The organism is Microbacterium sp. Soil_C_42, assembly GCF_057656735.1.
Genome location: NZ_JBDGJU010000002.1, coordinates 195,931 through 217,703 on the forward strand (window position 1 = coordinate 195,931; position 21,773 = coordinate 217,703).

The following is a 21,773-nucleotide window of genomic DNA, read 5'->3' on the forward strand; positions in this document are numbered from 1 at the left end:
TGCCTACTGGGCGTCGCGGTCCTGCACCGACAGCGCACGCTCGACGCCCGCGAGGTTCTCGGCGACGAGACGGCGGAGGGCGGGAGCGGCGTCGCCGTTCGCCTCGAGCCACGCGCGCGTGGCGTCGCGCAGTGCGACGTCGGCGAGCGGTGCGGGGTACAGACCCACGATGAGGTACTGCGCGATCTGGTACGTGCGCGAGTTCCAGATGGGCAGCAGCGACGCGAAGTAGCGCGCGACGAAGTCGGCGAGCAGTCCGCGTCCTGCGGGGTGCACGAAGCCGAGAGCGGCGGCCCGCACGATCGTGTTGGGCTGGTCGTCGTTGTCGACGAGCGACGACCATGCCGCCGCCTTCGCGTCCGCCGACGGCAGCGCCGCCTTGGCCTGCGCGGCGAACTCGCCGCCCTTGGCGGTGTTGTCGGCTGCGAGGGCCTCGTCGATGTCGGCCGCCGTCACGACCCCGCCGGCGGCGAGCGACACGAGCAGCTGCCACGAGAGGTCGGTGTCGATGTCGAGCCCGTCGAACGTCGTCTCGCCGTCGCGCAGCTGACGGACCTTCTCCCACTGGCCGGGAGTGGCCGCGGCGGACGCGAACGCGGTCACGAACTGCAGCTGGCTGTCGCTTGCGGCCTCGGCGCTCTCGGCGAGCTTCCACAGCGCGTCGGCGACCTTGGCGCGCGTGATGTCGCGCTTCTCGGGCGCGACGTACGAGTTCGCGGCGAGCTGCAGCTGCGCGAGGGTGGTGCGGACGGTGGTCGACTCGGTCTCTGCGCCGATGTTGCGCAGCACCAGGTCGACGTAGTCGGAAGCGGATGCCTCGGCATCGCGTGTCTGGTCCCAAGCGGCACCCCACACCAGCGAGCGGGCGAGCGGGTCGCTGATCTTGCCGAGGTGGTCGATCGCAGTCTGAAGGGACCGGTCGTCGAGGCGGATCTTCGCGTAGGCGAGGTCCTCGTCGTTCAGCAGCACGAGCGCCGGGCGCTTGTGCCCCTTGAGCTCGGGCACCTCGGTGAGGTCGCCGTCCACGTCGAGCTCGACATGGTGCACGCGCACCAGAGCCTCGCCCCGGAGCTCGTAGAAGCCGACCCCGAGACGGTGCGGGCGGATCGTCGGGTAGTCCGCGGGGGCTGTCTGCACGATCGCGAACCGCGTGATGGTGCCGTCGACATCCGTCACGATCTCGGGCGAGAGCGTGTTCACGCCCGCCGTCTCGAGCCACTTCTTCGACCACGTCGACAGTTCGCGACCGCTCGTGGCCTCGAGCTCGGCGAGCAGGTCGCCCACCTCGGTGTTCGACCACTCGTGCTTCTTGAAGTACGCGGCGACACCCGCGAAGAAGGCCTCGATGCCCACCCACGCGGCCAGCTGCTTGAGCACCGAGCCGCCCTTGGCGTACGTGATGCCGTCGAAGTTGACCTGCACGTCTTCGAGGTCGTTGATCTGCGCGACCACCGGGTGCGTCGAGGGGAGCTGGTCCTGGCGGTACGCCCAGGTCTTCTCCATCGCGTTGAACGTGGTCCACGCCTCGGTCCACTCGGTCGCCTCGGCGGTGGCGATCGTCGACGCCCACTCGGCGAACGACTCGTTCAGCCACAGGTCGTTCCACCACTTCATGGTGACGAGGTCGCCGAACCACATGTGCGCGAGCTCATGCAGGATGGTGACGACGCGACGCTCCTTGACGGCGTCCGTCACCTTCGAGCGGAAGACGTACGTCTCGGTGAAGGTGACGGCGCCGGCGTTCTCCATCGCGCCCGCGTTGAACTCGGGTACGAAGAGCTGGTCGTACTTCGCGAACGGGTAGGCGTAGTCGAACTTCTCCTCGAAGTAGGCGAAGCCCTGGCGCGTCTTGTCGAAGATGTAGTCGGCGTCGAGGAACTGCCAGAGGCTCTTGCGGCCGTAGACGCCGAGCGGGATGACGCGGCCCGACGAGCTGATCAGCTCGGAGAAGGTCGCCTCGTAGGGGCCGGCGATGAGGGCCGTGATGTACGACGAGATGCGCGGCGTCGGCTCGAAGCGCCAGGTCGCGGTGCCGTCGCCGTGCTTGTTCGGCTCGGGGGTGGGGGAGTTGGAGACGACCTTCCACGGTTCGGGAGCAGTGACCGTGAAGGCGAACGTCGCCTTGAGGTCGGGCTGCTCGAACACCGCGAAGACGCGGCGGGAGTCGGGCACCTCGAACTGCGAATAGAGGTACACCTCGTCGTCGACCGGGTCAACGAAGCGGTGCAGGCCCTCGCCGGTGTTCGTGTAAAGGCAGTCCGCGTCGATGACGAGCTCGTTGTCGGCGGCCAGGTCGCCGAGCGCGATGCGCGAGTCGGCGAACGCCGTGGCGGGGTCGATCGAGTGGCCGTTGAGGGTGATCTCACGCACCTCGCGCGCGATCAGGTCGATGAACGTCGCGGCACCGGGCGTCGCGGTGAAGCGGACGACGCAGCGCGATCCGAAGACCTCGGCGCCCTTCGTCAGGTCGAGCGCGACTTCGTACGACTGCGTGTCGACGATCGCGCGGCGCTCCTGCGCCTCGATGCGGGTGAGGTTCTCTCCAGGCACTGCTGTGGCTCCCATGGGTGAGGATGACGGAGGTGGTCGATCGGCTCGTCGCGCGAGCGCTCGATCCGGCGGCCGCCACCAGCGCTGCTGGCACCGATGACAACCGTCCCAGCCTATGCCAGCGGGCCCGCGAACGCCCGATCCCGTGACTGAAAGCACCCGCACGCGGTGCCAGGATGGAGGGGTGACTTCTCCCGAGCAGCACGTCGTCCCCTTCGCCTCTCCTGCCGCCGCGCCCGGTTCGCCCTTCGTCGAGCAGCCTGTCGCCTACGACGGCCTCCTCCTCGCCGGCTTCGGCGGTCCCGAGGGTCAGGACGATGTCATCCCCTTCCTCCGCAACGTCACCCGCGGGCGCGGCATCCCCGATGAGCGCCTTGAAGAGGTCGCGCACCACTACCGTCACTTCGGCGGCGTGAGCCCGATCAACGCGCAGAACCGCGCCCTCAAGGCGGCCCTCGAGACCGAGCTCGCCCGGCGCGGACTGGACCTGCCCGTCTACTGGGGAAACCGCAACTGGGCGCCCTACCTGGGCGAGGCCGTGACGGATGCCGCGAACGCCGGTCACACGAACCTCCTGGCACTCGCGACCAGCGCCTATTCGTCTTTCTCGAGCTGCCGCCAGTACCGCGAGGACTTCGCGCGCGTGCTGACGGAGACGGACCTCGCCGGGCGCGTCACGATCGACAAGGTGCGTCAGTTCTTCGATCACCCGGGCTTCGTGCAGCCTTTCGTCGACGGCGTGCGCGACGCGGTGGCCGCCTTCCTCGCCGACGGCATCGCACCGGAGGGCGTGCGGGTGCTGTTCTCGACCCACAGCATTCCGACGGCGGATGCCGAGCGCTCCGGTCCGCGCGCGGGCGACGAGCGGCATCGCGAGCTGGGCGAGGGCGGCGCCTACGCCGCGCAGCACCTCGCGGTGGCCGAGGTGGTCATGGCGACCGTGGCCGCAGAGGTTCCCGGCGCCGACCGCGTCGCGTGGGATCTCGTCTACCAGTCGCGGTCCGGCCCGCCGAGCCAGCCGTGGCTCGAGCCCGACGTGAACGACGTGATCGCCGAGCTGCCCGCGGCCGGTGTGCAGGCGGTCGCGATCGTGCCGCTCGGCTTCATGAGCGACCACATGGAGGTGCTGTGGGACCTCGACACCGAGGCGATGGATGCCGCGGCCGAGGCCGGCATCCGCGCGGTGCGCACGCCCACGCCCGGCGTCGACCCGGTGTTCGTGTCGGGGCTGGTCGACCTCGTCGAAGAGCGCCTGAACGGCACGCCTGCGGGGGAACGGCCCCACGCGACCGACCTCGGACCCTGGTTCGACGTCTGTCGTCCCGCCTGCTGCGAGAACGTGCGCGCAGGCTTCAAGCCGGCAGCCGCGGGCATCGCGCCCTGAGCGAGCGAACCGCCTGAGCGCACCGCTCGCCGCGGCCGCAGCATCCTTCGTCCTCCGCCTCCCGCCCTCTTTAGGATTGAGCCCATGCGCATCCACATCGCGACCGACCACGCCGGCCTCGAGTTCTCGACGCAGCTGCAGCACCACCTCGCGGCCGCCGGTCACGAGGTCGTCGACCACGGCCCGATCGAGTACGACCCGCTCGACGACTATCCCGCGTTCTGCATCCGGGCCGCCCAGGCCGTCGTACGCGACCAGACCGCGGGCATCGAGGCGCTCGGCGTCGTCTTCGGCGGCTCGGGCAACGGCGAGCAGATCGCCGCGAACAAGGTCGTGGGCGTGCGTGCCGCCCTCGCGTGGAGCATCGCCACGGCTGAGCTCGCCCGCGAGCACAACGACGCCAACGTCATCGCGATCGGCGCGCGCCAGCACACCTTCGACGAGGCGGCGACCTTCATCGACCGCTTCATCGCGACGCCGTTCTCGGGCGAGGAGCGCCACGCGCGCCGCATCGCCCAGCTCGCGGCCTACGAGGAGGACGGCGCCCTCGAGCCCGACCCCCGCACCGCCGCCGGGCAGCCGGACGTCCTCGCCGCCGACGACAGCTCATTCGACCCCGAAGCCGGCTGAGCCGTGCCCGAGGGGCATTCCGTCCATCGCATCGCCCGCCAGTTCGACCGCAACTTCGTCGGGCGCGCAGTCGCGGCGTCGAGCCCCCAGGGCCGCTTCGCCGAGGGCGCGCAGATCCTGAGCGGACGCACCGCGACGTCGGTGCGGGCCGTCGGCAAGCAGATGTTCCTCGAGTTCGACGATGACCTCTGGCTGCGGGTGCACTTGGGCATGTACGGGGCGTGGGACTTCGCGGGTGAGATCCTGGTCGATCCGACGATCGCCTCGGCCAATGGCCGCATGGGACAGACGAACCAGCGCGGCACGGAACTCGACGACCCGATCCTCGACAGCGCGGGGGAGAACTCGCTGACCTCGATCGGCGCCCCGCGGCGCACCCGCGTGCACGTGCGCATGTCGGAGCAGACCACCGGGCTCGCCGACGAGGGCGACGAGTGGCCGCCGCCCGTGGTCGGCCAGGTGCGCCTGCGGCTGCTCACGGACGTCACGTGCGCCGACCTGCGCGGACCGACGGCGTGCCAGTTGCAGACCCCGGACGAGGTCGCCGCCACCATCGCAAAGCTCGGCCCCGACCCGCTCGTCGACGATGTGGCCGAGGGCGAGGAGCTCTTCACTTCGGTCGTGCGTCGCAAGCCGACGTCCATCGGCCTGCTGCTCATGGACCAGAACGTCGTGAGCGGCATCGGCAACGTCTACCGCGCCGAGCTGCTGTTCCGAGCGCGCCAGAATCCGCACACGCCGGGGCGCGACGTCCCCGAGGAGGTCGTGCGCGACATCTGGCGGGACTGGGTGCGACTGCTCGCCATCGGCGTCGAGACCGGGCAGATGATGACGATGGACGATCTCGACGCCGAGGCGTACCGCGCGGCGATGGCCAGCCGCGACGACCGCCACTGGGTCTACCACCGCGCCGGGCTGCCGTGCCGGGTGTGCGGCACCGCGATCGTCGTCGAGGAGGCGGCGGGGCGGAAGCTCTACTGGTGCCCGCGCTGCCAGGCATGACGACGATCCGCGGCGGCAGGCTGCGCGAATAGGCTGGGCGCATGCGTCAGAACCCGAGCTTCGCGATGTCGGATGTCGGCGAGATCCGCCGGCTCATCGAGCAGAATCCGTGGGTCACGATCGTCTCGTCGACCGAGAACGGGCTCGTCGCCTCGCACTACGCGGTGCTCCTCGACGCCGACCGCGAAGATCTGACGATCGTCGGCCACGTCGGCAAGCCCGACGATCTCATCCACGGGCTCGGAGAGCGTGAGCTGCTCGTGGTCGTGCAGGGGCCGCACGGGTACATCTCGCCCGGCTGGTACGGCGACGCGCAGAGCGTCCCGACCTGGAACTTCGTCTCGGCACACCTCAGCGGCATCCCGGAGCTGCTCGCACCGGAGGAGAACCTCGAGGTGCTCGAGCGCCTCGTCGCGCGCTTCGAGAGCGGCCTGGCGCAGCCCCGCCTGATGTGGGAGCCGCCGAATGACCCGGAGTACGTGCGCCGGCTCGAGAGGGGCACCGCGGGCTTCCGGCTCACGCCGACGAAGGTCGTCGGCAAGCGCAAGCTGAGCCAGAACAAGCCCGACGAGACCATCGAGACCGTCATCATGGAGCTCGAGGCCGGCGCGAGCCCGTACGCCGACCCGCGCCTGGCCGCAGAGATGCGGCGCGACTTCGAGACCCGGAAGGCCGCTCGGTGACGGCGGCGCGCGGCGAAACCGTCGACGTCATCGCGAACGCGCGTCTCACCGGCTCCGACCGCACCGACCCGTTCGGTGCGGATCCGGTCGACGTGCACCTGGAGGACGGTCTCGTCGTCGACATCGCGCCCGCAGCGGCACTCCCGCGCCGCGGGCACGTGCTCGACGTCGACGGCGGCTGGGTGATCCCGGGGCTCTGGGACCATCACGTCCACACCGTGCAGTGGGCCCTTTCGGCCCAGCGCGTGCCGCTCGCAGGGGCGGCGTCCGCCGCGCAGGCGGCGAGTCTCATGCAAGCCGAGGACCCGATGCCCGACGGGCGCCGCGTCGGCAGCGGTTTCCGTGACGCGTTCTGGCCCGACAAGCCCGACCTCGCTCTGCTCGACGCCGCGACGGGCGAGGTCCCGACCTACCTCATCAACGCCGATGTGCACAGCGTGTGGCTCAACTCGGCCGCCCTGCGGCGCGAGGGGTTCGAGCCGGACGGGTCCGGCCTCCTCCGCGAGGAGCCGGCGTTCGAGATCTCCCGCAGGCTCAACGCCGTCGACGCGGCGGTGTCCGACCCGCTCGTCGCGCGGATGGCGCAGGATGCCGCGGCCCGCGGCGTCGTGGGCCTGGTCGACCTCGACATGTCGTGGAACGAGGACGCCTGGGCTCGTCGCCTCGCCGCCGGGTTCGACGCGCTGCGCATCTCGTTCGGGATCTACCCTCAGTTCCTCGATCGCGCGATCGCAGACGGGCTCCGATCCGGAGACGTCCCTCGGGGCGCAGCATCCGATCTCGTCCGTGTCGGCCCGCTCAAGGTCATCACCGACGGATCGCTCGGCACCCGCACGGCCGCGTGCTCGCACGCGTATCCCGGCGATCCGCCCAACCACGGCCTGCTCACCGTCGATCTCGCCACGCTCGTCGACCTGATGACGCGGGCGACAGCGGCGGGCATCGCCTCGGCCATCCACGCGATCGGCGACGTCGCGAACTCGCACGCGCTCGACGCGTTCGCCGCGACCGGTGCTTGGGGCACCATCGAGCACGCGCAGCTCGTCGCGCACGCCGACATCCCGCGGTTCGCCCGCCTCGGCATCGGCGCGAGCGTGCAGCCCGAGCACGCCCTGGACGATCGCGACCTGACCGACCGCATCTGGGCCGGCCAGACCGCGCAGGCATACCCGCTCCGCGCCTTCGCCGACATCGGCGCGAACCTGCTGTTCGGCTCCGATGCACCCGTGTCGCCACTCGATCCGTGGGCGGCGATGGCCTCGGCGGTGTTCCGCACGCGCGACGGCCGCGACGCCTGGCAGCCCGAGCAGCGGGTGGACGCCGCGACGGCGCTGGCGGCGTCCACGCGCGGCGGCTCGGCCGTGCCCGCGCGCATCGAGCCGGGAGACCTCGCCGACCTCGCGATCGTCGGACGCGACCCGCTGTGCGCCGATGAGACGGCCCTGCGAGGCATGCCCGTAACTGCGACGCTCCTCGGCGGGCGCCTGACGCACCGCGCGTAATCCCGCGCCTCGTCCGGGGGTCTTCCCCCGTACGGGTTCGGGAGGGGGTCGGATGCCGCCGCGCCGGCGTCGTCGCGAGGCTGGAGGCATGACCCTCCCTCCGTCTGCCGTGAGCGCCGCCGCACCGCCGGCTCCGCCCCGGAGAAGGCGACGCCGCCGGCTCGTCATCGCGCTCGTCACCATCCCTCTCGCCGTCATCGTCCTGCTCGTCGGGGCCGCCGGGATCTGGTTCGCGACGAACGCCGTTCGGGCGACACCTCCCGCCGCGGGCACGCTCGACTTCGGTGCACCGCTCGCCGTGCCGCCGCTCGCCCCATCGCGCGTCGACAACGGCGTGCGCGTCTTCGAGCTGACACCTCAGGAAGGGAGCTCGTCGTTCGTCACCGCGGGCGAGACGCCCACTCTCGGCTACGACGGCGCCTACCTCGGACCCACCCTCGTCGCCCATCGCGGCGAGACCGTGCGCGTCGATGTGACGAACGGGCTCCCCGACCCCACGACGGTGCACTGGCACGGCATGCATCTGCCCGCAGCGATGGACGGAGGTCCGTACGCGCCGATCGCGCCCGGGGCCACGTGGCAGCCGGAGTGGACGATCGATCAGCCCGCCGCGACGCTGTGGTACCACCCGCATCTGCACGAGCGCACGAGGGAGCAGGTCGACGCGGGGCTGGCCGGCATGTTCCTGGTCCGCGACGACGACGAGTCGGCGCTGCCGCTCCCGCGCGAGTACGGCGTCGACGACTTCCCGGTGATCGTGCAGGACCGTTCGTTCCACAGCGACGGGTCGTTCGCCGGTGGGCTCGGCATGCAGTTCGACGGCGTGCTCGGCGACACGATCCTCGTCAACGGCACCGTCGCGCCGTATCTCGAGGTCGGGACCGAGCGGGTGCGGCTGCGCTTGCTCAACGGCTCGAGCGCGCGCATGTACGATTTCGCGTTCGCCGATGGCCGCCCGTTCGACCTCATCGCGACCGACGGCGGCCTGCTCGAGGAGCCGGTGCGCGCGACCGGCATCCCGCTGTCGCCCGGCGAACGTGCGGAGGTCGTGGTGACGATGAGCCCGGGGGAGCGGGTCGTGCTGCGCTCCGAGGCTCCCGACCCGGCTCTTCACGCGGGTTCCGCGGCGTTCGACGTGATGCAACTGCGGGCCGCGGCATCCCTGACCCCCTCGCCGGAGGTGCCGACACGGCTCGCGAACCTGCCGGCCGCGGACGATGCGGATGCCGCCGCCGAGCGCACGTTCGTGATGTCGGGGCACAGCATCGACGACCGGCAGATGGACCTCGGCCGCGCCGACGTCGTCGCAACGGTCGGCACGAGCGAGGTGTGGGCCGTGCGCAACGGCAATCCGCTCCCGCACTCGTTCCACGTCCACGACACGCAGTTCCGGATCCTCAGCGTCGACGGCGCTCCGCCGCCGCCGCGACTCGCGGGTCTCAAAGACACGATCGCGCTCGAGGGCGAGCGTGAGTACCGCCTGCTGGTGCGGTTCGAGGACTACGCCGATCCGACCACGCCGTACATGTATCACTGCCACCTGCTGTGGCACGAGGACCAGGGCATGATGGGACAGTTCCTGGTCGTCGAACCGGGCCAGCGGTCCGAGCTGAAGCGTCCCGAGGGAGACACCGATGACCGTCACGACCACTGAGCCCGCCCCGCTGCCGCCGGCCGCGGCTCAGCCCGCCGCAGGGTTCTGGGCGCACTACGGACGCGCCTGGGTGCGCACACCGGGCAGTGCGCTGTACCTCCTGGCCGTCTTCGTCCTCGCGATGGTCTCGGTGAGCGTGCTCGCCGCGCTCTTCTCGACGGGTGTGGGCCTGCTCATCCTCGTGATCGGCCTGCCGCTCGTCGTGCTGACGCTGCTCATCGCGCGCGGGTTCGGCGTGGCCGACCGGTTCCTGCTGCTGCTCACGGGTCTGCCCGCGATCGCCGAGCCGGAGTGGAACCGCGACAAGCCCGACACCTCCGGATTCTGGATGACGCTCACGCGCCCCATCCGCAATGCCCATTACTGGCTGTACCTCGTTCACGGCATGATCGTGAGCCCGATCATCAGCACCATCTCGTTCGTGCTGACGACCGTATGGCTGAGCGTCGGGCTGGGTGGCCTCACGTACTGGTTCTGGGGTGTCTTCCTGCCCCGGGGCGACGGCGGCGACTGGGGCCGCTTCGTTGCGGACGCCGTGCCGGGGCTGTTCGGCGGATGGAGCGGCTGGGCGATCGAGGTCACGCTCTACCTGGTCGCGGGCATCGTGTTCACCTTCACGATGCCGTGGGTGCTCGGCGGGCTCGCCCTCGGCCACCACGCCGTCGCGAAGGGCATGCTCGGCCGGTGGACCTCGGACGAGCTCGCCGCCGAGGTGCGCGCGGAAGCCGCCGCCCGCGGTGCCGCCGTCCATGCCGAAGACCTGGCGCTGCGCCGCCTGGAACGGGACATCCACGACGGTCCGCAGCAGCGCCTGGTGCGGCTGCAGATGGACCTGGCCGCTCTGGAGCGCCGCGCCGAATCGGGAGACGCGGATGCCGCGGCCGAGCTCGCCCGCGAGGCGCGCGGTCACGCGAAGGCCGCGCTCGACGAGCTGCGTGCGCTGTCGAGCGGCGTCGCGCCGCCCCTTCTGCAGGACCGTGGCCTGGCCGCCGCGCTCGACGCGCTCGCGACGGGCTCGCCGCTGCGGGTCCAGGTGGACGTCGATCCGGCCATCGACCGCGTCGTCAGTCAGGAGGTCGCCCGCACGGTCTATTTCGTGGTCGCGGAGCTGATGACGAACGCCGTCAAGCATTCCGGCGCCACCGGCGCGACGTTGCGCGCGTCGCTGCGGCGCAGCGCTGCGGGCACGCCCACGCATCTGGACGTCTGGGTGGTCGACAACGGTCGCGGCGGAGCCGTCGTCACGCCGGGGCATGGCCTGGAAGGTCTGCGCGAGCGCGTCGCGGGCCTGCGTGGGATGCTCGTGATGACGAGTCCGGTCGGCGGCCCGACGTCGGTCGGCGCGCACATCCCGCTCGTGGTGACGCCATGACGGATCCCTATTCTGAGGGGATGGCCGCGTCGCCCGATTCCGCACCCCTTCGTGTCGTCCTGTTCGAGGACTCCGTGCTGCTGCGCGAAGGACTCGTGCGCCTGTTCGACGAGGCCGGGTATACGACCGCGGGAGCGTGGGGCGACGCCGATGACGTCGTGGAGCGTGTGACGGACGCACGGGCGGATGTCGCGATCCTCGACGTCCGCCTCCCGCCCGGCTTCCGTGACGAGGGGATCCGTGCGGCGCTGGCCGTGCGCGCCGCTCTCCCCGCCGTCGGCATCCTCGTCCTCAGTCAGTACGTCGAGGGCGTCTACGCGAAGGAGTTGCTCGCCGGCGGCGAGGGCGGCGTCGGCTACCTCTTGAAGGATCGCGTCACGTCCCTCGACGAGTTCACCAACGCCGTCCGCCGTGTCCGCGAGCGGGGGACCGTGCTCGATCCACTCGTCGTACAAGGGCTGCTCTCGGCGCGGCCGGATCCGCTCTCCACGCTGACGCCGCGCGAGCGCGATGTTCTGACGCTGATGGCCGAGGGGCGCAGCAATGCGAGCATCGCGCAGCGGCTGTTCATCGGCGTGGGAGCGGTGGAGAAGAACATCAGCGCGATCTTCGCGAAGCTCGGGCTCGAGGAGTCGGGCACCGAGCACCGCCGGGTCCTCGCGGTGCTCGCCTTCCTGCAGAATCCGTGACACGACGAAGGCCCCCGGGAATCCCGGGGGCCTTCGTCATCGGATCACTCGGCGAGGTGCGCGAAGAGGAACCAGCGGTCCTTCTCGAGCGACTCCTTGATGCCGATCGCGATGTCCTGGCTGGTGAGATCGAACTCGTCCAGTCCGTCGATCGCGGCCTGCGTGTCGGCGATGACCGCGTCCATGTCGGAGATCACGTTGCGGATGAGCGCATCCCACTGCGTGAAGCCTGCGGGGACCGCAGTCGAGGTCTTCTGGGCGACCGTGCCGACGCGGGCGTCGATCGGAAGCCCGAGGGCCACGATGCGCTCGGCGGCCTGGTCGGCGCCGGCCTGAGCGTGGGCGACCACGGAGTCGAGCAGTTCGTGGATCGCGATGAAGTTCGCGCCGCGCACGTTCCAGTGCGCCTGCTTTCCGTTGACAGCCAGGGCCTGCAGGCCCAGGACGACGGGGGTGAGGAACTGCGCCGTCGCGGCGGCGACGTCGGGGTTCGCTGCGGTTGCGGGGGTGGTCTGGGTGTTCGTCATGTCGCTCGTCTCCATCTTTCGGCCTCCGGTGACTGCAACGCTACTCAGCGGGAGTCATTCCGCAAGCAAGAGAAGGCTGGGCTAAACCGGGGAATCCGCACCGTCGGTGCGGGGCGACGGCTTGACAGCGGCTAACGTCGATTCGTGCCTTCCGCCGACCACGACCTCGGACCGCAGCATCTGAGCGTTCCCGCCAAGACCGTGACCGGCGAGCCCCGCGACCGCTCGCCCGAACACGCCGAGCCCTCGCGCTTCATCCCGCATGTGCAGGGTCTGCGTGCGATCGCCGTGCTGTGCGTCGTGCTGTATCACTTCTGGCCGGGCCGGCTCACGGGCGGCTACATCGGCGTCGACATCTTCTTCGTGATCTCGGGCTTCCTCATCACCGCGCATCTCATGCGCGAGCTGACCGCCACCGGCTCGGTGAAGCTGGGCCAGTTCTGGGCGCGACGCGCACGGCGCCTGCTCCCGGCTTCCCTCCTCGTCCTGCTGTTCTGCGCCGTCGTCGTGATGTCGCCGTATCTCATGCCCACGTCGGCGCTGCCGAACGAGGTGCGCGAGATCCTCGCGTCGACGTTCTACGTCGAGAACTGGTACCTGGCGCTCAACTCCGCCGACTACCTCAACCACTCGGGTTCGCCCACCACGGTGCAGCACTACTGGTCGCTGTCGCTCGAAGAGCAGTTCTACGTGATGTGGCCGCTCATCATGCTGCTGGCAGCGTGGATCGGCGTGAAGTTCTTCCGCGGCGCCCGGCGCCGCGTCATCATCGCGACGCTCGGCATCGTGACCGCCGTCTCGTTCGTGTTCTGCGTCGTCTTCACGATCACGAACCCCGCGCCCGCGTACTTCGTCACGTTCGGCCGCATGTGGCAGTTCGGCGTGGGCGCCCTGATCGCGCTCGTGCCGATGCTCAGGATCCGTCATGCGATCGGGAGCTTCGTGCTCGGCTGGGGCGGCATCCTGCTCCTTCTCTACGTCGCCTTCACGTTCGACGGGCAGACGCCGTTCCCCGGCTACATGGCGGCGCTGCCGACTCTCGGCGCGGCCGCGGTCATCGCAGCCTCGAACACCGAGCGCTGGTGGTACCCCACCCGCATCCTCGCGATCCGTCCCGCGCAGTTCGTCGGAGACATCTCGTATTCGCTCTACCTGTGGCACTGGCCGCTGATCGTCATCGCACCCTCCGTGCCGTTCTGGGGCCTCACCATCTACCATCGCGTCGCGCTGCTGGTGCTGTGCTTCGTTCTCGCATGGCTCACGAAGCGATTCGTCGAGGATCCCGCCCGCGGCTGGAAGGTGCTCACCTCGCGCCCCGCCCGCGTGACCCTGTGGTCGTCGCTCGCCGCGATGATCGTGGTCGCTCTGGTGGCCGCCTCCGCCTGGTTCGTCAACGCGCCCCTGTACAGCCAGGGCACCCGCGACATCGCGGAGCTGCAGCAGAGTCCGCCCGACTGCTTCGGCGCAGCGTCCGTCCTCGACCCCTCCTGCGCGGACGCGGACTTCGGCGACACGATCCTCCCCGCACCCGGCTTCGCGGGCATCGACCGGCCCGAGAACCCGGACTGCTTCGTGCAGCTCACCGATTCGAGACCCGTCTCGTGCACCTTCGGCTCGGACGACCCCGACGCCCCGCGCGTCGCGCTCATCGGCGACAGCCACGCCTACCAGCTGCTGTCGACGTTCCAGCGCATGGCGGACGAGAACGGCTGGCAGCTCGTGACCTGGTTCAAGGGCGCCTGTCCCTGGAACGCCACACCGCTGGCTACGCCGGGGGCGTTCGGCGCGGCCTGCACCGAATGGCGAGACCGCGTGCAGAACGCGATCGACGACGCCGACCTCGACGCCGTGTTCACCGCGGCGATCGCGACCACTCCGTACTCGGCGGCCGGCTACGACTCCTCCTACGACGCGGCCGTCGCCGGCTACCGCGACGCGTGGAGCACGGTCACCGACCGCGGGATCCCGGTCATCACCGTCGCCGACAACCCGGTGTGGGAGACCGACCCGAACAAGTGCCTGCGCACGCACGACATGTCTGAATGCGATGGCCCGCGCTCCGACGTGCTGGTGGAGGACGATCCGCTCCGGGGCGCAGCATCCGGTCTCGACTCCGTCACACTGCTCGACTTCACCGACGTGTTCTGCGGCGCCGACACCTGCGCGCCGGTCGTCGGCGGGGCGAACATCTACCGGGACCAGGACCACCTGACGGTCACGTTCTCCGACACGCTGGCGCCCTGGTACACCGACGCCATCGAGAAGGCGCTGACGAATAGGGTCGGATCATGACGGTCGCACCCGGAGCATCGGTCCTCGTCGCAGCGGGCAGGACGCCCTCGCTCGACCCCACGTCGTTCGTCGCCGCCGGTGCGCGCGTGGTCGGGGGCGTCACCCTCGGCCCCGGTGCCAGCGTCTGGTACAACGCGGTTCTCCGCGCCGACGGCGACACCATCACCGTGGGGGCCAACAGCAACCTCCAAGACAACGTCTCCGTCCACGTCGACGCCGGCAGGCCCGTCGTGATCGGCGAGAACGTCTCCGTCGGCCACAACGCCGTCGTCCACGGCTGCACGATCGGCGACGGCTCGCTCATCGGCATGGGCGCGGTGGTGCTCAACGGCGCGAAGATCGGATCGGGATGCCTCGTGGCCGGTGGGGCGGTCGTGCTCGAGGGCTCCGAGATCCCGGACGGGTCCCTGGTCGCGGGTGTGCCCGCGAAGGTGCGCCGGGAGCTCAGCGCGCAGGAGCGTGCAGGGCTTCTCCGCAACGCCGAGCACTACCTCGCGCACATCGACGAGCACCGCGACGCGATGCCCCTCGTCTGAGGCGGCGAGGCGTCAGCCGCGCGGCTGCGCGGGCGGGTGGTGCTTGCCGCGGTGCACCTCGTACAGGCGCACGTGGCCGGGCCAGGCCGGATCGTTCTCGATCGGCAGGTCGTCCATGAAGTGACGGATGACGTGGGCCAGCTGCCCCGGATGGCTGAAGTTGATCGCGTGGGCGGCGCCCTCGAGCATGACGACGAGCACATGGCTGTCGGTCTGACTGGCGATCTCGTCGACGCGGTGCGCGTGGGGCAGGAGCGGATCGCGCTGGCCCAGCACGACCAGCGTGGGGATGCGCATCTCGAGCAGCCGCTGCAGTGACGGGTACTGCGTGAGCGAGCGGAACATCTTCATCGTGCTCGGCACCCCGAAGCGCACGTAGTCGGGCACGGCGACCCGCGCCATCTTCACCGGCTCGCGCGGAGCATCCTGCGAGAGCTGCTTGATCGCCCGGCGCAGCGGCTGGTTGAACAGTCCGCCCGCCGGCGAGACCAGCACCGCGCGATCGATGCGCTCGGGGTAGCGGTGCGCGAACTCGATGATGACGGGGCAGCCCATCGAGTTGCCGACGAGCGTCGCCTTCTCGACGCCGCGGTCGTCGAGGAAGTCGACCGCGGCACGCGCGAGATCGGGGATGTCGAGCATGTCCCTGCGCTTGCCGCTGCGGCCGAATCCGGGAAGGTCGGGGACATAGGTGTGGAACTCGTCGGCGAGCCGCTCGGCCGTCGGCAGGAGGTAGCGGCCGGAGAGCCCGAACCCGTGCACGTGCGCCATGACGCGCTCGTCCGCGGTCGGATTCGGCGACTCCCGGTAGAAGACGTCGACGCCGTCGATGCGCGTCCACTTCTCGGCGAGTTGCGACGCGGGGCGCCGCGGGAGCTTGCGCTCACCCGGCTCGGGACTCGGCTTACGGCTGCTCATCGCGACTCCTGGAGGGCATGCAACAGTTCCGCACCCAGTGTGCCGCGACAGTGCGACCCGGGAACAGTAGGGCACGCGGGAGCAGATCGCACGATGTGAATGAGAGAGCCCTTCCGCGGCGGCCTTCGGCCCGCCGCGGAAGGGCATTCGGAGGGGATGACGGGAATCGAACCCGCACCATCAGTTTGGAAGACTGAGGCTCTACCATTGAGCTACATCCCCGAGGCCCGCTGAGGGGCACCGCTCAATCGTATTACATCGCGGAGGTCATCCCGTTCCGACCCGCGATGGGCAACGTCCCGGGCTCGTCGGCTAGACTTCTCGGGGCCGAAAGGCGCACGCACGCGTGCGAACCCGCCCGGGGCGTAGCTCAGCTTGGTAGAGCGCCCGCTTTGGGAGCGGGAGGCCGCAGGTTCAAATCCTGTCGCCCCGACATCACGGCCCTCGGAATTTTCGAACCCAGACCTTCAACCGCACGCTGCCGCGTGCGGCCGGAAAGAGGAGAAGTACAGGCATGGTGAACAGCACCGTCGAGAAGCTCAGCCCCACCCGGGTCAAGCTGCACATCACGGTCACCCCCGACGAGCTCAAGCCGTCGATCAAGCACGCTTACGAGCACATCGCGCAGGACGTGCAGATCCCCGGATTCCGCAAGGGCAAGGTGCCCGCGCCGATCATCGATCAGCGCATCGGCCGTGTCGCGGTGCTCGAGCACGCCGTCAGCGAGGGTCTCGACACCTTCTACCGCGAGGCCGCTGCCGCCCACGAGCTGCGCGTGCTCGGCCGTCCGTCGGCCGACGTCACCACCTGGCCGAACGAGAAGGACTTCTCGGGCGACCTCGAGGTCACCGTCGAGGTCGACGTGCGTCCCGAGTTCGACCTGCCGTCCTTCGAGGGCACCACCGTCGAGGTCGACGCGATCGAGGTCGACGAGGCCGCGATCGACGAGGAGCTCGACCGCCTGCGCGCCCGCTTCGGCACGCTCGTGACCGTCGACCGTCCCGCCGCCACCGGCGACTTCGTCGAGCTGGACCTCGTCGCCACGATCGACGGCAACGAGATCGACCGCGCCGAGGGCGTCTCCTACGAGGTCGGCTCGGGCGAGCTGCTCGAGGGCATCGACGAGGCCATCGACTCGCTCACCGCCGGTGAGGACACCACCTTCCGCTCGAAGCTCGTCGGCGGCGACCACGCCGGCGACGAGGCCGAGGTCTCGGTGACCGTCAAGGCCGTCAAGGAGCGCGAGCTGCCCGAGGCCGACGACGACTTCGCCCAGATCGCGAGCGAGTTCGACACGATCACCGAGCTGCGCGACAGCCTCAAGGAGCGCGTCGGCCAGCAGGGCGCCTTCACGCAGGGCTCTGCCGCCCGCGACAAGCTGATCGAGACGCTGCTCGAGCAGGTCGAGATCCCCGTCCCGCCGCAGCTCATCGAGGACGAGGTGCACAACCACCTCGAGGGCGAAGGCCGTCTCGAGGACGACGTCCACCGCGCCGAGGTCGCCGAGGCGAGCGAGAAGCAGTTCAAGACGCAGATGCTGCTCGACAAGATCGCCGAGACGGTCGACGTGCAGGTCTCGCAGGACGAGCTCACGCAGTACCTCGTGCAGTCGGCCGCCCAGTACGGCATGGCACCGCAGGACTTCGTGAACGCGCTGCAGGAGGGCAACCAGCTCCCCGCCATCATCGGCGAGGTCGCCCGCAACAAGGCTCTCGCCGTGGCGCTCGGCAAGGTCAACGTCGTCGACACGAACGGCAAGCCCGTCGACCTCAGCGGCTTCGTCGCCACCGACGACGAGGAAGAGGTCGTCGAGGAGGCGGAGGAGATCGCGGATGCCGCAGCCGACGCCGACGCCGTGATCGAGGCCGAAGAGGCCGAGGCCGCCGAGAAGCCCGCCAAGAAGGCTCCCGCGCGCAAGCCCGCCGCGAAGAAGGCGGCCGCGGAGGGCGCCGAGACCGCCGCGAAGGCTCCCGCCAAGAAGCCGGCCGCCAAGAAGGCCCCGGCCAAGAAGGCCGCCGACGCCGAGTGAGACCCGTTTCGGTCTGCTGACCGGTCGACAGAAGAGGACGGATGCCGCGGCATCCGTCCTCTTCCGTCTTCACCCCGCTCTGCCCAGGGCGAACACGGGCGGGTCGTTCGCGAGGCGCCGGTAGATTCGATGGCGACCCAAGGAAACAGGAGTACACATGGCCGAACCACTTGTCGCGACCAGCGTCTTCGACAGGCTGCTGAAGGACCGCATCATCTGGCTGGGGTCGGAGGTGCGTGACGACAACGCCAACGAGATCTGCGCGAAGATCCTGCTTCTCGCCGCTGAGGATTCCGAGAAGGACATCTACCTCTACATCAACTCGCCCGGCGGCTCGATCACGGCAGGCATGGCGATCTACGACACGATGCAGTTCGTGCCCAACGACATCGTCACGGTCGGCATCGGCATGGCCGCCTCGATGGGCCAGCTGCTGCTCACCGCAGGCACGAAGGGCAAGCGCTACATCACGCCGAACGCCCGCGTCCTGCTGCACCAGCCGCACGGCGGCTTCGGCGGCACCGCGAGCGACATCCAGACCCAGGCGCAGCTGATCCTCGACATGAAGAAGCGGCTTGCAGAGATCACGGCCTCGCAGACCGGCAAGACGGTCGAGCAGATCAACGCCGACGGCGACCGCGACCGCTGGTTCACCGCCGCAGAGGCGCTCGAGTACGGCTTCGTCGACCACATCCGCGACTCGGCGCTCGACGTCATCGGCGGCGGCGGCACCGCCGGATCCGCGAACTGACGGCAACCGAAGGCGAAAGAGAGAGAACCCGCATGCAGACCCCCACCTTCGGCGGCGCCCCGCTGGCGCCCCAGGGCCTCCAGATGCCCGGCAGCCGCTACATCCTGCCGCAGTTCGAGGAGCGCACGGCCTACGGCTACAAGCGCCAGGATCCGTACAACAAGCTCTTCGAGGACCGCGTCATCTTCCTGGGAGTCCAGGTCGACGATGCCTCGGCCGATGACGTCATGGCCCAGCTGCTCGTGCTCGAGTCGCAGGACCCCGACCGTGACATCATCATGTACATCAACTCGCCCGGCGGCTCGTTCACGGCGATGACCGCGATCTACGACACGATGCAGTACGTCTCGCCGCAGATCCAGACGGTCGTGCTGGGTCAGGCGGCGTCCGCTGCGGCCGTCCTGCTCGCTGCCGGCGCACCCGGCAAGCGCCTGGCGCTGCCGAATGCCCGCATCCTGATCCACCAGCCCGCCGTCGGCGAGGCCGGCCACGGTCAGGCGTCGGACATCGAGATCCAGGCGGCCGAGATCCTGCGGATGCGGACCTGGCTCGAGGAGACGCTCGCGAAGCACTCGCACAAGACGCAGGCAGAGGTCAACAAGGACATCGATCGCGACAAGATCCTGTCCGCGGAGGAGGCGGTCACCTACGGCCTCGTCGATCAGGTGCTGACCACGCGCAAGCGCGGCCAGCAGGCCCTGACGAAGTAGTCGCTCCACGCGGAGCTCAGTGCCCCGCCGCCCGGAGGACCGGGCGGCGGGGCACTCGCGTGCGCGGGCGGGGTTCTCTCTCCGCGAACCGCGGGTCATCCACAACGTGCGTCGCAATGCCGCCGCATGTCGGCGTCAGCTATTAGGCTCGGAGAACAGCTGGGGGCTCGCCCCCGACGTACGAGGAGGAGCGGCATGGCACGCATCGGTGAGAGCGCCGACTTGTTCAAGTGCTCCTTCTGCGGCAAGAGCCAGAAGCAGGTCCAGCAGCTGATCGCCGGCCCCGGCGTCTACATCTGCGACGAATGCGTCGAGCTGTGCAACGAGATCATCGAAGAGCGCATGGCCGAGTCGTCGTCCGGCGTCGTCGCTGATTTCGACCTGCCGAAGCCTCGGGAGATCTTCGCCTTCCTCGAGGAGTACGTCGTCGGCCAGACCGACGCCAAGCGCGCGCTGTCGGTCGCCGTGTACAACCACTACAAGCGCGTCCGTGCCCACGGGACGATCCAGTCCGCAGAGCAGCGCGCCGACGAGATCGAGCTCGCGAAGAGCAACATCCTGTTGCTCGGCCCGACGGGCTGCGGCAAGACCTACCTCGCACAGACACTCGCAAAACGCCTCAACGTGCCGTTCGCGGTGGCCGACGCCACTGCCCTGACGGAGGCCGGCTACGTCGGCGAGGACGTCGAGAACATCCTCCTCAAGCTTCTGCAGGCCGCCGACTTCGACACGAAGCGCGCCGAGACCGGCATCATCTATATCGACGAGGTCGACAAGATCGCCCGCAAGGCGGAGAACCCCTCGATCACGCGCGACGTGTCGGGAGAGGGCGTGCAGCAGGCGCTCCTGAAGATCCTCGAGGGCACCGTCGCCTCGGTCCCGCCCCAGGGCGGCCGCAAGCACCCGCACCAGGAGTTCATCCAGATCGACACGACGAACGTGCTGTTCATCGTGGCCGGCGCGTTCGCCGGGCTGGAAGACATCATCTCCTCTCGCGTCGGGAAGCACGGTGTCGGCTTCGGCGCCTCGCTGCACCGCAAGGACGAAGACCTCAACCTGTTCGGCGACGTGCAGCCGGAAGACCTGCACAAGTTCGGCCTGATCCCCGAGTTCATCGGGCGGCTCCCCGTCGTCGCCTCGGTCTCGCCGCTTGACCGCGAGGCGCTCATGGAGATCCTCACCGAGCCGAAGAACGCGCTCGTGAAGCAGTACCATCGCATGTTCGAACTCGACGGGGTGACGCTCGAGTTCGATCGCGAGGCGCTCGAGGCGATCGCCGACCTCGCGGTGGCGCGTAAGACCGGTGCGCGCGGACTGCGAGCGATCCTCGAGGACGTCCTCGGCCCGATCATGTTCGAGATCCCGTCCACCGACGACGTCGACAAGGTCATCGTGACCCGTGCCGCCGTCGACGAGGGCGCTCCGCCCACTCTCGTGCTGCGGGAGAAGCGCAAGAGCGCCTGACCGGAATCCACGACCGCGGGAGTTCCACGAATGGGCGATGTCGTACCGGACCTCGAGGGCTTCTGCGGCGTCATCAGCGTGCGCCGTGGTGACGATGTGCTGGAGGAGTGGGCTGTCGGGCTCGCCGACCGAACGGCGGGTGCGCCGAACAGCCCCGAGACGCGGTTCGGGCTTGCGAGCGGAACGAAGACCTTCACCGCCGTCGCCACGCTTTCGCTCATCGGCGACGGTCTGCTGCGGCAGGACAGCCCCGCGCGTGAGATCCTCCAGGACGACCTGCCGCTCATCGCCGACGACGTCACGATCGACCATCTGCTGAGCCATACGTCCGGAATCGGGGACTATCTCGACGAGGAGGTGGATGCGCTGGCGCCCCTCAGCGTGCCGGTGCAGACTCTGGACTCCACGCCGGCCTATCTGCCGATGCTCGAGGGCTTCCCGACGAAGTTCCGCGCGGGCGAACGGTTCTCCTATTGCAACGGCGGCTACGTGGTGCTTGCGATCATCGCCGAGCGCGTCTCGGGCACCCCGTTCGCCGACCTCTTGCGGGCACGCGTGTTCGAGCCCGCGGGCATGACGTCAACCGGCTTCCCCCGCTCCGATCTGCTTCCGCCGGGCACCGCGACCGGCTACAAGGATGACGGCCGCACCAACATATTCGAACTGCCGGTCGTCGGGTCCGGTGACGGGGGAGCGCACTCCACCGTGGGCGATCTCCACCGGTTCTGGCTGGCTCTCCTGGCGGGGCGCATCATCGACCCCTCGCTGGTGGCGCTGCTCACCGAGCGGGTCATCGCCGACGCGGGCGACGATCTCGGCTACGGCCGCGGCGTGTGGCTCGATGGCGGGGATCTCGTCATCTCAGGCGGCGACCACGGCGTGGTGGCGGTGAGCCGGCACCACGCTCCGACAGCGACCACCGTCACCGGCCTCGCGAACGTGGAGGTGCCGACCTTCGTGCGCGTCCGCGAGCTGATGGGCGCGATCCGGGCAGGCGGTGTCGGAGGGGCCGGGTAGCCTTCGGCCCATGCCGACCGTGCGCCCCTTCTCGGCCGTGATGGCCGAGCGGGTGCGCGCCGT

At 69.7% G+C, this 21,773-nt stretch carries 18 protein-coding genes and 2 tRNA genes; 16 read left to right on the plus strand and 4 right to left on the minus strand.

Annotated features, from left to right (window positions below):
- Positions 1-3: 3 nt before the first annotated feature.
- Positions 4-2,550, minus strand: coding sequence for an aminopeptidase N (gene pepN / locus AC3A46_RS02560; RefSeq protein ID WP_487663704.1), 2,547 nt, complete (start codon positions 2,548-2,550; stop codon positions 4-6).
- 115 nt (positions 2,551-2,665) lie between these two features.
- Between pepN and AC3A46_RS02565 the strand changes: the two genes are divergently transcribed.
- From AC3A46_RS02565 to AC3A46_RS02600, 8 genes are all read left to right on the plus strand, one after another.
- Entirely contained in the window at positions 2,666-3,934 is a 1,269-nt protein-coding gene (locus AC3A46_RS02565) for a ferrochelatase (protein WP_487663661.1), read from the plus strand.
- An 84-nt stretch (positions 3,935-4,018) separates the two neighbouring features.
- The gene (locus AC3A46_RS02570) at positions 4,019-4,564 is read left to right on the plus strand and encodes a ribose-5-phosphate isomerase (protein WP_487663662.1); all 546 of its coding nucleotides are present in this window, start codon (positions 4,019-4,021) and stop codon (positions 4,562-4,564) included.
- A gap of 3 nt (positions 4,565-4,567) precedes the next feature.
- Entirely contained in the window at positions 4,568-5,566 is a 999-nt protein-coding gene (locus AC3A46_RS02575) for an Fpg/Nei family DNA glycosylase (RefSeq protein ID WP_487663663.1), read from the plus strand.
- Positions 5,567-5,607: 41 nt separating this feature from the next.
- Positions 5,608-6,249, plus strand: a complete 642-nt coding sequence (locus AC3A46_RS02580; protein WP_487663664.1) for an FMN-binding negative transcriptional regulator — start codon at positions 5,608-5,610, stop codon at positions 6,247-6,249.
- Positions 6,246-7,751, plus strand: a complete 1,506-nt coding sequence (locus tag AC3A46_RS02585; RefSeq protein WP_487663665.1) for an amidohydrolase — start codon at positions 6,246-6,248, stop codon at positions 7,749-7,751. Before AC3A46_RS02580 ends, AC3A46_RS02585 begins: the two co-directional genes overlap by 4 nt.
- A gap of 88 nt (positions 7,752-7,839) precedes the next feature.
- On the plus strand, positions 7,840-9,405 hold the full coding sequence (locus AC3A46_RS02590; RefSeq protein ID WP_487663666.1) for a multicopper oxidase family protein: 1,566 nt from the start codon (positions 7,840-7,842) through the stop codon (positions 9,403-9,405).
- Positions 9,386-10,777 (plus strand): sensor histidine kinase, encoded by a 1,392-nt coding sequence (locus tag AC3A46_RS02595; protein ID WP_487663667.1) that lies wholly within the window; start codon positions 9,386-9,388, stop codon positions 10,775-10,777. The genes AC3A46_RS02590 and AC3A46_RS02595 overlap by 20 nt, the downstream gene beginning before the upstream one ends.
- A gap of 20 nt (positions 10,778-10,797) precedes the next feature.
- Positions 10,798-11,466, plus strand: coding sequence for a response regulator transcription factor (locus AC3A46_RS02600; protein ID WP_487663668.1), 669 nt, complete (start codon positions 10,798-10,800; stop codon positions 11,464-11,466).
- A gap of 44 nt (positions 11,467-11,510) precedes the next feature.
- On the opposite strand, the gene AC3A46_RS02605 is transcribed toward AC3A46_RS02600, so the two are convergent.
- Entirely contained in the window at positions 11,511-11,993 is a 483-nt protein-coding gene (locus AC3A46_RS02605) for a Dps family protein (RefSeq protein WP_487663669.1), read from the minus strand.
- Positions 11,994-12,137: 144 nt separating this feature from the next.
- Here AC3A46_RS02605 and AC3A46_RS02610 point away from each other — a divergent pair, with 144 nt between their 5' ends.
- Together AC3A46_RS02610 and AC3A46_RS02615 are read left to right on the plus strand one after the other, a co-directional pair.
- Entirely contained in the window at positions 12,138-14,285 is a 2,148-nt protein-coding gene (locus AC3A46_RS02610; protein WP_487663670.1) for an acyltransferase family protein, read from the plus strand.
- A complete protein-coding gene (locus tag AC3A46_RS02615) occupies positions 14,282-14,821 on the plus strand; it encodes a gamma carbonic anhydrase family protein (protein ID WP_487663671.1) in 540 nt (179 codons plus the stop codon). The genes AC3A46_RS02610 and AC3A46_RS02615 overlap by 4 nt, the downstream gene beginning before the upstream one ends.
- Before the next feature lie 12 nt (positions 14,822-14,833).
- Here AC3A46_RS02615 and AC3A46_RS02620 read toward each other — a convergent pair whose 3' ends face one another.
- Both AC3A46_RS02620 and AC3A46_RS02625 read right to left on the minus strand, forming a co-directional pair.
- Entirely contained in the window at positions 14,834-15,739 is a 906-nt protein-coding gene (locus AC3A46_RS02620; RefSeq protein WP_487663672.1) for an alpha/beta fold hydrolase, read from the minus strand.
- Positions 15,740-15,890: 151 nt separating this feature from the next.
- Positions 15,891-15,961: transfer RNA gene (locus AC3A46_RS02625), tRNA-Gly, on the minus strand.
- Positions 15,962-16,098: 137 nt separating this feature from the next.
- Between AC3A46_RS02625 and AC3A46_RS02630 the strand changes: the two genes are divergently transcribed.
- The 6 genes from AC3A46_RS02630 (at position 16,099) to AC3A46_RS02655 (ending at position 21,710) form a co-directional block, all read left to right on the plus strand.
- Positions 16,099-16,172 (plus strand) — tRNA-Pro (locus AC3A46_RS02630).
- Between the two features lie 81 nt (positions 16,173-16,253).
- Positions 16,254-17,768, plus strand: a complete 1,515-nt coding sequence (gene tig, locus AC3A46_RS02635) for a trigger factor (RefSeq protein ID WP_487663673.1) — start codon at positions 16,254-16,256, stop codon at positions 17,766-17,768.
- Positions 17,769-17,925: 157 nt separating this feature from the next.
- Positions 17,926-18,519, plus strand: coding sequence for an ATP-dependent Clp protease proteolytic subunit (locus AC3A46_RS02640; RefSeq protein WP_487663674.1), 594 nt, complete (start codon positions 17,926-17,928; stop codon positions 18,517-18,519).
- A gap of 32 nt (positions 18,520-18,551) precedes the next feature.
- A complete protein-coding gene (locus AC3A46_RS02645; RefSeq protein WP_487663675.1) occupies positions 18,552-19,229 on the plus strand; it encodes an ATP-dependent Clp protease proteolytic subunit in 678 nt (225 codons plus the stop codon).
- A gap of 195 nt (positions 19,230-19,424) precedes the next feature.
- The gene (gene clpX / locus AC3A46_RS02650) at positions 19,425-20,693 is read left to right on the plus strand and encodes an ATP-dependent Clp protease ATP-binding subunit ClpX (protein ID WP_487663676.1); all 1,269 of its coding nucleotides are present in this window, start codon (positions 19,425-19,427) and stop codon (positions 20,691-20,693) included.
- Between the two features lie 30 nt (positions 20,694-20,723).
- Entirely contained in the window at positions 20,724-21,710 is a 987-nt protein-coding gene (locus AC3A46_RS02655; RefSeq protein ID WP_487663677.1) for a serine hydrolase domain-containing protein, read from the plus strand.
- Positions 21,711-21,773 lie beyond the last annotated feature (63 nt).

What these genes read in the sequence shown, in the direction of transcription:
- AC3A46_RS02565 (WP_487663661.1), top strand. Translation starts at nt 2,666, where the DNA reads ATGCCAGCGGGCCCGCGAACGCCCGATCCCGTGACTGAAAGCACCCGC.
- AC3A46_RS02570 (WP_487663662.1), top strand. Translation starts at nt 4,019, where the DNA reads ATGCGCATCCACATCGCGACCGACCACGCCGGCCTCGAGTTCTCGACG.
- AC3A46_RS02580 (WP_487663664.1), top strand. Translation starts at nt 5,608, where the DNA reads ATGCGTCAGAACCCGAGCTTCGCGATGTCGGATGTCGGCGAGATCCGC.
- AC3A46_RS02590 (WP_487663666.1), top strand. Translation starts at nt 7,840, where the DNA reads ATGACCCTCCCTCCGTCTGCCGTGAGCGCCGCCGCACCGCCGGCTCCG.
- AC3A46_RS02595 (WP_487663667.1), top strand. Translation starts at nt 9,386, where the DNA reads ATGACCGTCACGACCACTGAGCCCGCCCCGCTGCCGCCGGCCGCGGCT.
- AC3A46_RS02600 (WP_487663668.1), top strand. Translation starts at nt 10,798, where the DNA reads ATGGCCGCGTCGCCCGATTCCGCACCCCTTCGTGTCGTCCTGTTCGAG.
- AC3A46_RS02605 (WP_487663669.1), bottom strand. Translation starts at nt 11,993, where the DNA reads ATGACGAACACCCAGACCACCCCCGCAACCGCAGCGAACCCCGACGTC.
- AC3A46_RS02615 (WP_487663671.1), top strand. Translation starts at nt 14,282, where the DNA reads ATGACGGTCGCACCCGGAGCATCGGTCCTCGTCGCAGCGGGCAGGACG.
- AC3A46_RS02620 (WP_487663672.1), bottom strand. Translation starts at nt 15,739, where the DNA reads ATGAGCAGCCGTAAGCCGAGTCCCGAGCCGGGTGAGCGCAAGCTCCCG.
- tig (WP_487663673.1), top strand. Translation starts at nt 16,254, where the DNA reads ATGGTGAACAGCACCGTCGAGAAGCTCAGCCCCACCCGGGTCAAGCTG.
- AC3A46_RS02640 (WP_487663674.1), top strand. Translation starts at nt 17,926, where the DNA reads ATGGCCGAACCACTTGTCGCGACCAGCGTCTTCGACAGGCTGCTGAAG.
- AC3A46_RS02645 (WP_487663675.1), top strand. Translation starts at nt 18,552, where the DNA reads ATGCAGACCCCCACCTTCGGCGGCGCCCCGCTGGCGCCCCAGGGCCTC.
- clpX (WP_487663676.1), top strand. Translation starts at nt 19,425, where the DNA reads ATGGCACGCATCGGTGAGAGCGCCGACTTGTTCAAGTGCTCCTTCTGC.
- AC3A46_RS02655 (WP_487663677.1), top strand. Translation starts at nt 20,724, where the DNA reads ATGGGCGATGTCGTACCGGACCTCGAGGGCTTCTGCGGCGTCATCAGC.